Here is a 12,950-nt window from a genome sequence, read left to right as displayed (position 1 = left end):
CATTCGATCGTCAGGAGACAATCATGGCCGACGACTACGACGTCATCATCGTGGGATCCGGGGCAGGCGGAGGCACGCTCGCGCACCGGCTGGCACCGTCCGGCAAACGGGTGCTGATCCTCGAACGCGGCGACTGGCTGCCCCGGGAACCCCAGAACTGGGATGCGACCGCCGTCTTCGTCGACAACCGTTACGTCTCGAAAGACACCTGGTACGACAAGGACGGCAAATCCTTCCAGCCCCAGGTCCACTATTTCGTGGGCGGAGCGACGAAGTTCTACGGAGCTGCGCTCTACCGGCTGCGTGAGGCGGACTTCGGCGAGCTGAGACACCACGGCGGGCTCTCCCCCGCCTGGCCGATCACCTACGACGACCTCGCCCCCTACTATCAGCAGGCCGAGGAGCTGTACCAGGTGCACGGCGTCCGGGGAGAGGATCCGACGGATCCGCCCGGCGGGCCGTACCCTTTCCCGCCGGTGTCGCACGAGCCGCGCATCCAGCAGCTTTTCGACGATCTGGGACGCGTGGGACTGCATCCGTTCCACTCCCCCAACGGGATCATGCTCGACGAGGCGAATCCCGCCTACAGCGCGTGCATCCGGTGCGCCACCTGCGATGGGTTCGCCTGCCTGGTGCACGCGAAGTCGGACGCCGAGGCGATCGCCGTCCGTCCCGCGATCACGCACGACAACGTCACCCTGGTGCGCAACGCACAGGTCCGGAGGCTCGAGACCGACCCGTCGGGCCGCACCGTCACCTCGGTCGTCGCCGACGTCGATGGAACAGAGCAGCGGTTCACCGGTTCTATAGTCGTCGTCTCAGCCGGCGCGGCGAACTCGGCGAAACTCCTGCTGTCGAGTGCGAACGACAAGCACCCGAACGGCCTCGCCAACGGGTCCGATCAGGTCGGACGCAACTACATGTTCCACAACAGCCGCGCCTTCCTCGCCCTCTCGCTGGAGAAGAACGACACCCGCTTCCAGAAGACGCTCGGCCTCAACGACTGGTACCTCGGCGACGACGACTTCGAGTACCCCATGGGCAACGTGCAGATGGTCGGCAAATCCTCGCCTCCGATGTATCGAGGCGAGCAGCACCTCGCCAAGCTTGCGCCCGAATTCACCCTCAACGAACTGGCCGAGCACGCGGTCGACTTCTGGATCTCGGCAGAGGACCTGCCCGTTCCGGGCAACCGGGTCACCCTCAACAAGGACGGCGACGTCGTGCTGAGCTACACCGAGAACAACCGTGAGCCGCTCGAGCAGCTGTACAACCGGGTGAAGAAGCACCTCAGCCATTTAGGCATGCACCCCCATCATCTGCTTCCGCGCGACGCGTACATGAAGAACGACATCCCGGTCGCCGGATGCGCCCACCAAGCCGGCACCGTGCGCTTCGGCAACGACCCGGCAACCTCCGTGCTGGATGCAGACTGCAAGGCGCATGAGCTGGACAACCTGTACGTGGTGGACACCAGCTTCTTCCCGAGCATCGGGGCGGTGAACCCCGCCCTCACCGCGATCGCCAACGCCCTGCGCGTGGGCGACCACCTGCTCGCGCGGCTCGGCTGAGCGCAGCTCCCTGACGCACTGTCAGCCGACACTCGTCGGGAAAGCGAAACGACATGCTGGCCAGCTGGACCTACCCGGCTAAGCGACATACGCTGACTCGATGGCGAACGGCGCGGCCGTGAAGGGCGTCGAGATCGGTTTCGAACCGGATGACGGCGAGCCGAGACGCGTCGTCTTCCGGTTCACCGGTCCCCGCGTCGCCTACGAGGTGACTTCGTTCGTGAGTTTCAGCGGAGGCAGCGCCGACCTGGGAAACCCCCGTCCACAGGTCTCCCCGAGCGATCCGCCGGTCACCCTCGAGCTGCCGCGGTCGACCGCCGACATCGTCCACGTGGGTGTGATGTGGACGGAGCGCCTGCTGATCGGCCGTCGTTTCCGGGCGGCACGCATCCGGCTGGGTGAGGGACACAATCCCGAGGAGTGGCGGATCGTGCCGGTGATCGGAGTGTTCGCGCCCAACGCCGGCCGCTGGGTGTAGCGGATCACACTTTCGCGCATCCAAGCGTGTTAACGATTCCATTGTCCCCATAGTGGGGGTCACGTCAGGATCGATTGTGGTTCTTCGATCCCTCTCCGATATCCCGCAGCGTGACCGCGCCAAGGCGTTGACCGCCTGGTTTCGAGACGCGGATGCTCCTGCCGAGTTCAGCGTCGAGCACGATCGTGGCCTCAGCGGCCATTTCGGCGCCGGCCGCATCGGCGAACTCGGTGTCGTCGAGTCGCTGGTGACCGGTGTCGACGCGTCACTTCGTCGACAAGCGAAGCCCGGTGCAGCTGACCCGGAACTGCTGCTGCTCAGCATGGTGGAGACAGGCAGAAGCGCTGTTCACCAGAATGGTCGCGAACTCTCGTTTCCACCTGCACGTCTCGTCCTCACCTCGACCCGCTTCGATCTCGATGCCCGCCTGGAATCCAGTCATCGATACTCGGTCGCCATTCCTTACCGGACTCTGGGCCTGCCGGATAGGCTCGTCGACCCGCTCCTGGCCTCCCCCCTACAAGTTGACGAGGCGTTGTCCTCGACGGTGTCGAGTTTTCTGATGCGGGTCGTTCACCAGTCGATCGAAGGCGACACGGCGATGGCTTTGCTCTCTGCGCCGATCGTCGAGATGGTGCGCGGAGTGGTGTCGTCAGCCGCGGGTGACGCGGCGCGAGCGAGAGAACCGCTCGCCGAGACGCTGTACCCGCGAATCATGGAGTACGTGCGCCTGCACCTTTTCGACTACGGACTCTCCGCCTCTCGCATCGCTCGCGCCCACAGCATCTCGGTCAGGTACCTGTACACAGTCCTGGCCCGCGAGAGCCTGTCTCTCGGCGACTGGATCCGCGAGCAGCGCGCGCATCGTGCGGCCGGGCTTCTCACCGCGGCTTGCGACCTCTCGATCGCCGACATCGCACATCGAACCGGTTATGCCGATCAGGCCCATTTCTCTCGGTCGTTCCGCCGCTGGTACGGCACCTCGCCACGCGAGTGGCGGCGGATGCACCGCTAGGCTCCGGACGCCAGCTCGCCACCCGCATCCCGGGCCGCAATAGCAGCAAGTACGAAGTACTCGGCTTCCTGCAGGGCGTAGAGGGCGAAATCGACCGCATCCTCCGCGTCGAGCTCAGCAAGCTGGGCGGCGGTCCTCGGCTTCACCGTCGGGTCGATCCGGCGGGTGTCGGCCTCGGCACGGAGTGTCTGGAAACCGTCGGCGATGGTGCGCTGCAGGTCCGTCAACCGGGTGGTGGTGGCGTCCGTGTCGGCATAGAGCTGCTGCCCGATCGCAACCTTGACGTTCGACAGCGTCTCGTGCAGTTCGCTCGCACGTGTCTTCAGCTTGATGTCGGTCTCAGCCTGGTGGGCCGTAGCGGAGTCTTCGAGATCCTTGGCCTGGCTCCCCAGCCGGAGCAGGAGGTCTGACAGTGACATGAGTGGTCCTTTCGAGAGAGATGTCGATGTCGGCCGGTCCGGCCAGAGGAGCCCCGGGGGTCTCTGGCCGGACCGATCGGGTCAGACGTAGATGGGGTAGGTCGGGTAGACGTACTCGTCGTACCAGAAGGGGGTGTAACCGTAGTAGTCGTAGACGTCGACGAAGTAGTCCTCGTCGTAGATCAGCGTCGGGTCATAAGCCGGCGCGTCACCGACCTTGTCCTTGTTCTGGTCGATCACGACCTCGTCGGCCGTGATCTTCGTCACCGCTTCGACGGGGATCGCCGAGGTGGTCTTCGAGAACAGGTGACCGTGGTTGACCACGAGCGCGCGAACCCGGTTGGTCGTCTGGTCGACCAGCAGATCGTGGACCGTTCCGAGCTCGTCTCCGGCACTGCTGACGACTTTGCGGCCGCGGATGTCCGCATCCACGTCGAGGGTGATCTCGTCGCTCTTGCTCAGCAGGACGAGTTCATTGGGGTTGTATGTTGCCACTTTTCTTCTCCTCAGTTCGGTGTTGAGACGCATCGACTGCTCGACGCTCTGACCAAATTAGGAAGGCACGCGGCCGGAATCTTGTACGAGCGTGAACGACGAAACTCCATTTCGTGCACACTGTTCCGGCGGACATTTTGAGCTCCCCGATCGTGTGACGGATTCCATTGCCCCCCGCGTGGGGGCCGCGTCAGTATCAGACGACTCCCTTATCGTGAACGGACGAAACCGTGACTGATTCGCGGCCCACAAGCCTCCTCCCGCGCCTGACATCGTCGCTGCTCGCCACCTCGTCCGACCTGCCTGCCCGGTTGGCCGCGACCATCCGCCTACGGGTGCCCGGCTATCGCGCATCCTCGCCGGTCAGCGACCAGGAACTGCTCGATTCCTGCAGCACGCAGATCGGCTTCATCCCTTCGCTGGGAACGCCCGATGCGGAGCGCGAACGAACGGTCCGGATGATCGGGGCGGCGCGTGCACAAGCAAATTTCCCGCTCTCCGCCGTCCTCGACGCGATACGGGTCGGCTCGGAGTTCATCTGGGGTGAGCTCGTCGACCACGCGCGCTCCTTCGAGTCCGCATCCGACGCTGAACTCGTTTCGGTCGCCGGGCAGGTGTGGACGATGAGCGATGAATTCGTCAGCCTGATCAGCGCCGGATACCGCGACGAAGAAGAGCTCCGCCTCATCAACAGTCAGCGCGAGCGCTACGCCCTCATCGACACCGTGCTGAGCGGGCATGACAAACCCAACGCGACCCTCTGGGATGCGGTCGACCGGCTGGGACTCCCCCGCGACCGACCGTACGTCGTCGTGGCGATCGGAGCCCAGGGGAATGGCCGTGTTCCGGCTCCCCTCATCGACCGGCGGCTGATGGAACACGAGCTGGATTCGGTCTGGCTGCTTCGCTCGGATGTCGAGCTCGGCATCGTCTCCTGCTTTCACGAGCAGATTCGCTTCGTCCGCAAATCCCTTCAGCAGTTCGGGGTCCGCGCGGGAATCAGCCCGGTCACCGAGGACTTCGGGCAGATCTCGCACGCCGTTCGACTGGCGCGCACCTCGCTCGCTGCATCCGGCGACGGGCAGGTGACCTTCTTCTCCGACTCCGCCGTGAACACGATGGCCGCTGGCGCGCCCGACGTGGCGGCTGAACTCGCCGCCATCGTGCTCTACCGAGTTCTCGAACTGCCCGAGAGCGAGAGGGAGATGGTTCTCGACACGGCTCGAACCTGGTTCGGCACGGGCGGCTCGGTCGCCGGCACCGCGAGGGCACTCTTCGTGCACTCCAACACGGTGCGCAACCGACTGCGCCGGCTTGAGACGCTCACGTTGCGGAGCCTTTCCGATCCGCGCGATGCCGCCGAACTGTATCTCGCCGTCGTCTCACTCCCGTTGCGCCGGCACGGCACACGATCGTCACGCGATGGAACGAAGAGGGAAACATGAAACGGACGACCTGCGGATTCGACGCGAACGGAGTGCGGATCAGCGGTGGCACTGAGGAGATCGCGGTCGCCTGCACGAACGGTGGCTTCGCATGGGTGGACGTTTCAGACGCCGACGCCGCTGGAATGATCGAGCTGGGCAACGAGCTCGGCTTGCATCCCCTGTCGGTCGAGGATGCGACGGCCAGTCGACTCAAACCCAAAGTGCAGTGGTTCGAACAGCACCTCTTCATCGTGATGTGGGAAATCGGAAACGCTTTCTCCCCGGACGAGCCGCGGATAACGGAGACGTTCATTTTCGCTCGTCCCGGTCTCCTCGTCACCGTCCAACGCGGAACGGGGAGGCAGGAACGGGTCGACCTCTCCTCTGTCCTCGACAATGCGCCCACGGGCCTGAGGGGTGGCGTCATGAGCGGAGTTCACGCGATCGTAGCGAACATCATCGACGGATACATCGTTGCCGCCAGCCTGAACGAATCCGAACTGGAAGAACTCGAGGAGCAGGTGTTCGACGAGACAATTCGTGATGACCCCCAGCGCATCTACCGCCTGCGCAAGCGGATCGGCAAAGTGACCCGGGCCGTCTCGACCCTCTCGATCGCGTTCTCCAACAACAAGGGCCGACTGGACGAACTGACGGGCGGCAACCGTGATCTCGAACCGTATGTTCAGGACCTGATCGACGATCTGGCAGGAGTCAGCCAGCTCGGCGCCGACCAGGAGTCCGCTCTGGAAAGCGTGATCGCGACGCACGAGAACGCGATCGCAAGCGAACAAGGCGTCGACTCCCGAAAGATCTCTGCGATCGCGGCGATGCTGGCGATTCCGGCGGTCATTTCGGGACTCTACGGGATGAACTTCCAGAACCTTCCCGGCACGAATCTGGCTTACGGGTGGGTGGGAATCACCGTCGTCATCATCCTCATCGAGGCCTGGGCCTACATCCGCCTCAGAAATCGTGGATGGCTGTAAGCCACGGACGTCAGGCGATCAAGTAAGTCTCTTCGCCGACCTCTACTTCGACCTTCAGACGCCCGCCGACCGCTTCGACGTACCTTCTGAGAGTGTCGACCTGGGTTCGTTCGATATCACCATGCTCGATTCGGGACACACGATTTTGAGTGACGTGCAGCAGGGCTGCAAGTTCGACTTGAGTGAGGTTGTTCTGTTCGCGGAGCTCGCGGAGCCGATAGGCGCGGACCTCATCAAGCATGCGCTTCTTGTGTGCGTCAACACTGGCCCGGTTCACCGGACGTCGAGCGAGCATGTCATCAAGGCTTGTCATGATCCCAAGCTACAACTCTCAGGGTGTATTCGCCGTGCGGGAAGAACGGGATGCCGCCCCCATCCGACGCCATCCTCCCTGTTCGCTTCGACGATACGATCAGCCCGCATCACCGGCAACGATCGGTGGTGCCACGTGCCAGACGGCTTCTTTCAGCCGGGCGGCACTGTTCAGGTACAGGTACGCGAGGATGCCGCTGACGATCACACTGAATGCGTCGTTGACTGGTGCGAACGGCCCAGGCCCAACGCGCAGAAGGTCGACGACGAGCATGATCACACTGAGCGCGGTCAGGACCACGAACACGATCCCCAAGCGCCGGGAGAGTTTCGGGCGGGCGGTCATCTGCCACCACGGGCGAGGAAGCGCAGGGTTCTCGCCGCGACCGCGGAAGATCCGCGCGCCAATCAGATATGCGCCGAGCACGGTTATCAGTGAGTAGATCTGGTAGCCCGGGTCATCGATTCCGGTCCAGTTGAGCAGAGCCCCGCCGATGAGACTGCTGAAGACCAGCCAGAAGCCGAAGACGTAGAGAAGCTTCCCCCACCAGGTGGTGATCCTGAACGGGTACCACCGGTTCATCTGCGCTCCCTCATGTTGTGATCTGAACACTAGCGGTTCAGATCCTCGACGAGGGTACAGGTTGAAGGCGCCTGGCGCGGTGACCGATCCGGATCAGCCGAGCGCCCAGCGGGGGTCGAGCTGGTACGAGCCCGTGTCCGTGCTCACGGCCCGGTGACGCCGAATCAGGTCGCGGCCCATCGCCTGGGCTCGCAGCGCCGCCTTGTCATCCCCTTCGACTGCGTTGATGATCGCGCCTTTCATCAGGATGTGCCAGGAGAATGCGAACTCCTCCGGGTCACGCAGGCCGGCCTCTCTCGCCAGGTCGGCGACCAGCGATCGGATGTACGCGAGATGCTCCATGCTGGCGCGACCCAGCGAGTGATCCCGTCCCATTTCGAGAAGAACGTTGATGAAGGTGCACGCTTCGTAGTCGTCCCGGTGGAACCACTCGTCGAACACGTCGAAGATCGCGAGCAACCTGCCCTCCGGATGCTCCGCCCGGGCCCGCGCGCCGGCGCGAACGATCCCGATCGTCCAGTCGCGTTCGCGGCGCTTCAGGCATTCCTCGGCCAGTGCATCCACTGAACCGAACTCCTGTGCCAGCTCAGCTTCGGTCACGTCTGCGGCTTCCTGGACGTGTGCCAGCGTGAGTTCGTGAACGGAATGGCGGGTGAACAGTTCGTATGCTGCCGACAGAATGCGTTCGTGGTTGGAGGGCATCGCGGATCCGTTCTGTGTGATGGTGAAGGTGGTCTGCTCAACCGGCTGGCGGATAAGATCCGGCGCGCGTGCCGGATCCAGCGGATCGGGGCTGTCCCAGAGGGACGTCGGAACGCCGCCCGAGAGGTCCCAGACCAGTGCCGGTGTCTCGCGGGTGAGGAAGAGCAGCTCCACCCCTCCCGAGTGGGCCAGGACAGTCAGCGGGGCGCCGGGGATGTCGAGATTCGCGCGCGCCGCCTTGATGAAAAGCCGGCCCAGCGTGCGGGTGCTTCGATAGCTTCGCCCGTCGATCAACACTTCGATTTGATAGAGCGTCACGGTCTCCGCGAGCGCGTCGGCTGGCTTTTCGCGTACCTCGACGGACCGTTTCATAAGCCTTGTTCCCCCATGATCGTGGCTTCGATGTCAGCGTGTTCCGGCGTGGCATCGCGAACTTACATGAAGTATGAGGTATGAAAACGCTTGCCCGGAAGTCGGCTCCCGACAATGACGTCTTGACAGCGCGAATTCTCAGGGAGTGACGAGGTCAGGCCCCCACCACGTCCACCACGACCCGATGAGCCAGACGGCCTGTCCGGCGATGAAGACGACCACGATGGCGATGCGGTAGACCCGTGATCGCGGTTGGGCGAGGGCCCCGAAAAGCGGAAACATCGGCGTGAGGATGCGCAGCGTGCTCGTCTGCGGAAAGAAGACGGCAAGAACGTAGAGCGCGTAACTGGCGATCCACAGGCGCAGGTCTGTTCCCAGCCTCCGCACGGGTCGGGTGAAGAATGCGGCAATCGCCGCGGCGAGGGTCAGCGCCAGCAGCAGCAGCCCCCACGGCGGTGCGAAATAGAAGTTCGCGCTCTCGATCCACGGCGTGAACGGCACGAGGGATGGCGAGCCGATGTCGCGCGCGCGCCACGCCAGCTCCGTCGCCGTGTAGGCCGATGGCGAACCGGTCGCCACCCAGGCGATGATCGGCCAGACCAGCCCGAACCCCGCTGCAAGACCCGTTGCGACGAGCGAAGCGGTTAGCTGGCCGGGCAGCCAGGGATCCGCCCGCCTGTTTCGCCACCGCAGTGCCACATGAACGGCAAGGGTCAAGGCGAAAGCGACCTCGCCCGGTCGCGTCAACGACATGATGCCCAGCACCGGTATCAGCCACAGGTAGCGACGACGGACGAGGAGATACAGCGCCAGCGCGACGAGGAAGAGGTTCATCGATTCCGCGTAAGCGACCTGCAGGATCGGCGACAGGGGCGAAACGCACAGCAGGATGAGGGCGAAGCGGGCGGTGTTCGACAGCAAGACCAGGTGCATCAAGCGATCGAACACGAGCACGAACGCGAGAGAGAAGGCGATCGATACGGCCGCGGACACGACATCCCAGGACAGCCCGGTCGACGCCATGAGTACTCGGACCAGGAACGGATATCCCGGGAGAAAGGCCCAGGTGTTGGCGACGACTGCACCCGATGTGCCGTGGGGCAGCACCGACGGGTAGCCGTGGAGCGCGACTTTCTGGTACCAACCCGCATCCCACAGCTGTGAGAGTGTCGCATAGCTGAAGAGGCTGTCGGCGCGCGGGCGTGACGGAGCTTGCGCCGCCGTCACGACCATGATGGTCGTCGTCAGCACCCGCGAAGCCAACCAGATCAGGACGACTCGTACCCACCACGGAAGAGCACGCCGGGCCGCCGGTGTCGGAGCGGTCCCGGGCGCGTCGAGTTGCTCAGCGTCGGAGATGGATTTCATGGGCTCGAGGGGCCGGATGTCATGGTCGTCTGCACAGTATCGGAACAAGCTCCCTGAACGCTATGTTCGGCAGATAGTGCTGAAGGGAGCGAAATCGTGAACACGAACGACGAACCTCTGGGTTACGCAGCGAATATCAAGCCGCTCTTCCGCGAACTCGACCGGAACAGCATGCTCGACCATTTCGATCTCTGGAACTACGACGACGTCGTGAGCAATCAGGATGGCATTCTCGGGCACCTCGTCTCCGGCGAGATGCCCTGTGACGGCCCGTGGCCGGAATCGAACGTCGCCCTGCTGCGTCGCTGGATCGACAAGGGCTCGCGCCCGTAAGGCGAGCGCGATCGCGCCCTCACTGCGATCGCAGCGGCCGGTACGTGATGTGCGTCACGAGGGATGCCACGCGGACCGACACCCGCTCGAGGCGCTGCGGAGGCACGCCGTCGAAGATCCGCTCGCCGGCGCCGAGGATCGCCGGCGTGACATGCAGGCGAAGCTCGTCGATAAGCCCGGCCGCAAGAAACTGGTTGACCGTTCGGGCACCGCCCGCGACGGAGATATTCCGCCCCTCGGCCTCCGCGCGTGCCCGCTCGAGCGCTGCATGGATCCCGTCGGTCACGAAATGGAAAGTCGTTCCGCCCTCCATCTCGATCGGCTCGTGCTCGTAGTGCGTGAGTACGAAGACGGCGTTGTGGTACGGCGGATTCGGCCCCCACCAGCCGCGCCATTCCCGATCCCATTCGCCGCGAACGGGCCCGAACATGTTCCGGCCCATGATGGTCGCGCCCGAGTCGACGATCCCGTCGACCTCACCCTTGTTCTCGTCGTACGTGTCGAACATCCAGTCATGGAGCCAGCGCGAGTCGATATCTCCGAACGGCGACTCCTCTCGCTGGTTGAGTCCGGTCGAGAAGCCGTCCGCCGAAACGGAGATATCGCTGTAAACGATGCTCATACGAGATTATGGATTGCCCGGCGCCTCCGGCCAAGTCTCAAGCTGGTCGATCCAGCCGCCCAGGGAGTACCAGCCGCTCCAGCCGTTGCTCGGCGATGTCTGCCACATGTGCCAGAGCGCCTTGTCGCCGCCACGCGCGAAGATCTCCATTCGGCCATCCTGGTTGGGCGCGACCTTGAGCAGGTCGATCCAGCCGCCGAGCGAGTACCAGCCACTCCAGCCGTTGTTGGGGGCCGTCTGCCACATGTGCCAGACCGCCTTGTCGCCGCCACGCGCGAAGATCTCGAGCCGGCCGTCAGCGTTCCGGCTGACATCCAGCAGGTCGATCCAGCCGCCGAGCGAGTACCAACCGCTCCAGCCGTTGTTCGGCGCCGTCTGCCACATGTGCCAGACCGCCTTGTCGCCGCCACGCGCGAAGATCTCGAGCCGACCGTCGGCGTTTCGGGCGACACTGATCAGGTCGATCCACCCGCCGAGCGAGTACCAGCCACTCCAGCCGTTGTTCGGCGCCGTCTGCCACATATGCCAGATCGCGCCGTCCCCACCGCGGGCGAAGATCTCCAGCCGGCCGTCAGCGTTTCGCGCCACATCCAGCATGTCGATCCAGCCGCCGAGCGAATACCAGCCGCTCCATCCGTTGCTGGGTGACGTCTGCCACATGTGCCACAGGGCGCCATCGCCGCCACGGGCGAAGATCTCGAGCCGACCATCCGCGTTCTTGACAACGTCCAGTCTGTCGATCCAGCCGCCGAGCGAATACCAGCCGCTCCAGGGTCCGCCGGGCGACGTCTCCCAGTTGTGCCAGACGGCGCCGTCACCGCCACGAGCGAAGATCTCGAGCCGACCATCCGCGTTCGTCGCGACCTTGATCAGGTCGATCCAGCCGCCGAGCGAGTTCCAGCCGCTCCAACCATTGTTCGGAGCCGTCTGCCACATGTGCCAGAGCGCGCCGTCGCTGCCGCGAACGCAAACATGGATGCGAACACCGTGCGGCGACACGATGGTGGTTGTCGGAACCCGCAGCCACGCCTCATGAGTGATCGCTCGCATGGAGGGCTCGTCGATGATGCCGATGGTATTCCAGGTGAACATGGCGTAGCCCTGCGCGTTGCCGTCCACACCGGCCGGCACGGTTACCCCGAGCTGTTGTGCCAGCCAGCTCATAGAGCCATAGCCGCACAGGGCAACACTGTGATCCTCGTTGGCGTCTGCGTGCCATCCGGTCCCGAACCAGCCGGTGTGGCCTGTGTACGCCGTCTGAATCTGGTCGGCGGCGACGCCGAGCTTGACCGGCCCATTTGAAATCGCATCCTTGAGGACGCTCGACTGGGTCCAGTCGACGGAGCGTTTGCCGCCGTCGTTGTAGCGTGAACCGTCCTGATTGAAGCCGTCATTGACCATCCAGTCGAGCACCTGGTTGATATAGGCGCCCTCCAGAACTCCGTGGCTGGTGGCCCAGCTGATGACTTCCGCGTCGGAGATGAAGATCTCCGGCTGGTAGCAGGCTTTCGCGAAGGCTTCCTCAGCTGTCACGCAATCGCCGTGGACATCGTTGCCCCACATGGATATGTGGGGCGGATTGACGAGGTACTGGGGTGGCGCGCCGACGAGCTTGGCGGCGTACGGTGTGGCGGTCGCGAGTTCGGACCGCGGGGTGGGAAATGCTCCGCGCTTCGGAGCGTCGATCTTATCGGGCATGGCGTCATACTCCTGCCGATTATGGGTGGACTACGTGTTCGGTGTCGTGGCTCCGAATCGGGCCACGGTGCTGTGGCGTGCGGTGCCTGGCGAACTACGCCGGTGGTGGCGGCGTACCCGGGGTGCCCATCCCGACACCCGAGCTTGACGGCGAGTCCGCCGTCGTGCTTCCGGAGGGCGGCGGAGGAGGGGTGCCTTCTGTGCCCACACCGCCGGCGCTGCCCTGCTGGCCACCGTCTGCACTTGCAGGAGGAGGCGGCGGCGTGCCGGGAGTGCCCTTGGTGCTGCCATCACCCGATTGCGAACCGGCGGCAGCGTCGCTCGAGGGTGGCGGCGGAGTGCCGGGAGCGCCCACGCCTTCGGTTGATGGTGCACCTCCCGAGCCGGCTTGCTGGCTGACTGCGCCGCTCGGGGGTGGCGGCGGGGTGCCGGGAATTCCCATATTGGCTTCTGTATCGCTCACGATCGTCTCTCCTATCCCAGGGTCTGGACGGCTGGGGCTTTCAGCCGAGTCAGATTCCGAATCCGGTTCGTTCGGCACGTCGGATCGCGGCTCGTAAGGCGTG

At 64.3% G+C, this 12,950-nt stretch carries 14 protein-coding genes; 6 read left to right on the top strand and 8 right to left on the bottom strand.

Annotated features, from left to right (window positions below; all coding sequences use genetic code 11):
* The first annotated feature begins 23 nt into the window (after positions 1 to 23).
* The 3 genes from G3T36_RS08120 (at position 24) to G3T36_RS08110 (ending at position 3,064) form a co-directional block, all read left to right on the top strand.
* Positions 24 to 1,571 (top strand): GMC family oxidoreductase, encoded by a 1,548-nt coding sequence (locus G3T36_RS08120; RefSeq protein WP_163289182.1) that lies wholly within the window; start codon positions 24 to 26, stop codon positions 1,569 to 1,571.
* 100 nt (positions 1,572 to 1,671) lie between these two features.
* Complete coding sequence (locus tag G3T36_RS08115; RefSeq protein ID WP_163289180.1) at positions 1,672 to 2,049, top strand: hypothetical protein; 378 nt, start codon at positions 1,672 to 1,674, stop codon at positions 2,047 to 2,049.
* A 76-nt stretch (positions 2,050 to 2,125) separates the two neighbouring features.
* Positions 2,126 to 3,064, top strand: coding sequence for a helix-turn-helix domain-containing protein (locus G3T36_RS08110; RefSeq protein WP_163289178.1), 939 nt, complete (start codon positions 2,126 to 2,128; stop codon positions 3,062 to 3,064).
* Here G3T36_RS08110 and G3T36_RS08105 read toward each other — a convergent pair.
* A complete protein-coding gene (locus G3T36_RS08105; protein WP_163289177.1) occupies positions 3,061 to 3,483 on the bottom strand; it encodes a hypothetical protein in 423 nt (140 codons plus the stop codon). The two genes, G3T36_RS08110 and G3T36_RS08105, sit on opposite strands and share 4 nt — an antisense overlap.
* Positions 3,484 to 3,564: 81 nt before the next feature.
* Complete coding sequence (locus G3T36_RS08100; RefSeq protein WP_163289176.1) at positions 3,565 to 3,978, bottom strand: PRC-barrel domain-containing protein; 414 nt, start codon at positions 3,976 to 3,978, stop codon at positions 3,565 to 3,567.
* A gap of 230 nt (positions 3,979 to 4,208) precedes the next feature.
* Between G3T36_RS08100 and G3T36_RS08095 the strand changes: the two genes are divergently transcribed.
* Positions 4,209 to 5,423 carry an RsbRD N-terminal domain-containing protein gene (locus tag G3T36_RS08095; RefSeq protein ID WP_163289175.1) on the top strand — a complete coding sequence of 405 codons (1,215 nt, stop codon included), beginning with the start codon at positions 4,209 to 4,211 and terminating at the stop codon, positions 5,421 to 5,423.
* Positions 5,420 to 6,394 (top strand): CorA family divalent cation transporter, encoded by a 975-nt coding sequence (locus tag G3T36_RS08090; RefSeq protein WP_163289174.1) that lies wholly within the window; start codon positions 5,420 to 5,422, stop codon positions 6,392 to 6,394. Before G3T36_RS08095 ends, G3T36_RS08090 begins: the two co-directional genes overlap by 4 nt.
* 10 nt (positions 6,395 to 6,404) lie before the next feature.
* Here the strand turns inward: G3T36_RS08090 and G3T36_RS08085 are convergent, their stop codons facing one another.
* The 4 genes from G3T36_RS08085 to G3T36_RS08070 form a co-directional block, all read right to left on the bottom strand.
* Complete coding sequence (locus G3T36_RS08085) at positions 6,405 to 6,707, bottom strand: XRE family transcriptional regulator (RefSeq protein WP_163289173.1); 303 nt, start codon at positions 6,705 to 6,707, stop codon at positions 6,405 to 6,407.
* Between the two features lie 99 nt (positions 6,708 to 6,806).
* Entirely contained in the window at positions 6,807 to 7,289 is a 483-nt protein-coding gene (locus G3T36_RS08080) for a hypothetical protein (RefSeq protein ID WP_163289172.1), read from the bottom strand.
* A gap of 93 nt (positions 7,290 to 7,382) precedes the next feature.
* A complete protein-coding gene (locus G3T36_RS19810; RefSeq protein WP_240148410.1) occupies positions 7,383 to 8,363 on the bottom strand; it encodes a TetR/AcrR family transcriptional regulator in 981 nt (326 codons plus the stop codon).
* A 138-nt stretch (positions 8,364 to 8,501) separates the two neighbouring features.
* Positions 8,502 to 9,731 carry a hypothetical protein gene (locus G3T36_RS08070; protein ID WP_240148409.1) on the bottom strand — a complete coding sequence of 410 codons (1,230 nt, stop codon included), beginning with the start codon at positions 9,729 to 9,731 and terminating at the stop codon, positions 8,502 to 8,504.
* A 96-nt stretch (positions 9,732 to 9,827) separates the two neighbouring features.
* Here G3T36_RS08070 and G3T36_RS08065 point away from each other — a divergent pair, with 96 nt between their 5' ends.
* On the top strand, positions 9,828 to 10,064 hold the full coding sequence (locus tag G3T36_RS08065; protein WP_163289171.1) for a hypothetical protein: 237 nt from the start codon (positions 9,828 to 9,830) through the stop codon (positions 10,062 to 10,064).
* Between the two features lie 19 nt (positions 10,065 to 10,083).
* On the opposite strand, the gene G3T36_RS08060 is transcribed toward G3T36_RS08065, so the two are convergent.
* Together G3T36_RS08060 and G3T36_RS19585 are read right to left on the bottom strand one after the other, a co-directional pair.
* Positions 10,084 to 10,686, bottom strand: a complete 603-nt coding sequence (locus tag G3T36_RS08060; protein ID WP_163289170.1) for a dihydrofolate reductase family protein — start codon at positions 10,684 to 10,686, stop codon at positions 10,084 to 10,086.
* 6 nt (positions 10,687 to 10,692) lie between these two features.
* A complete protein-coding gene (locus G3T36_RS19585; protein WP_205245039.1) occupies positions 10,693 to 12,384 on the bottom strand; it encodes a PLL family lectin in 1,692 nt (563 codons plus the stop codon).
* Positions 12,385 to 12,950: the final 566 nt, after the last annotated feature.

It is taken from the genome of Leifsonia tongyongensis (assembly GCF_010686705.1).
GTDB classification, from domain to species: Bacteria; Actinomycetota; Actinomycetes; order Actinomycetales; family Microbacteriaceae; genus Diaminobutyricibacter; species Diaminobutyricibacter tongyongensis.
The sequence above is the reverse complement of the archived record's forward strand: the minus strand, read 5'-3'. Positions and strand labels throughout refer to the sequence as shown.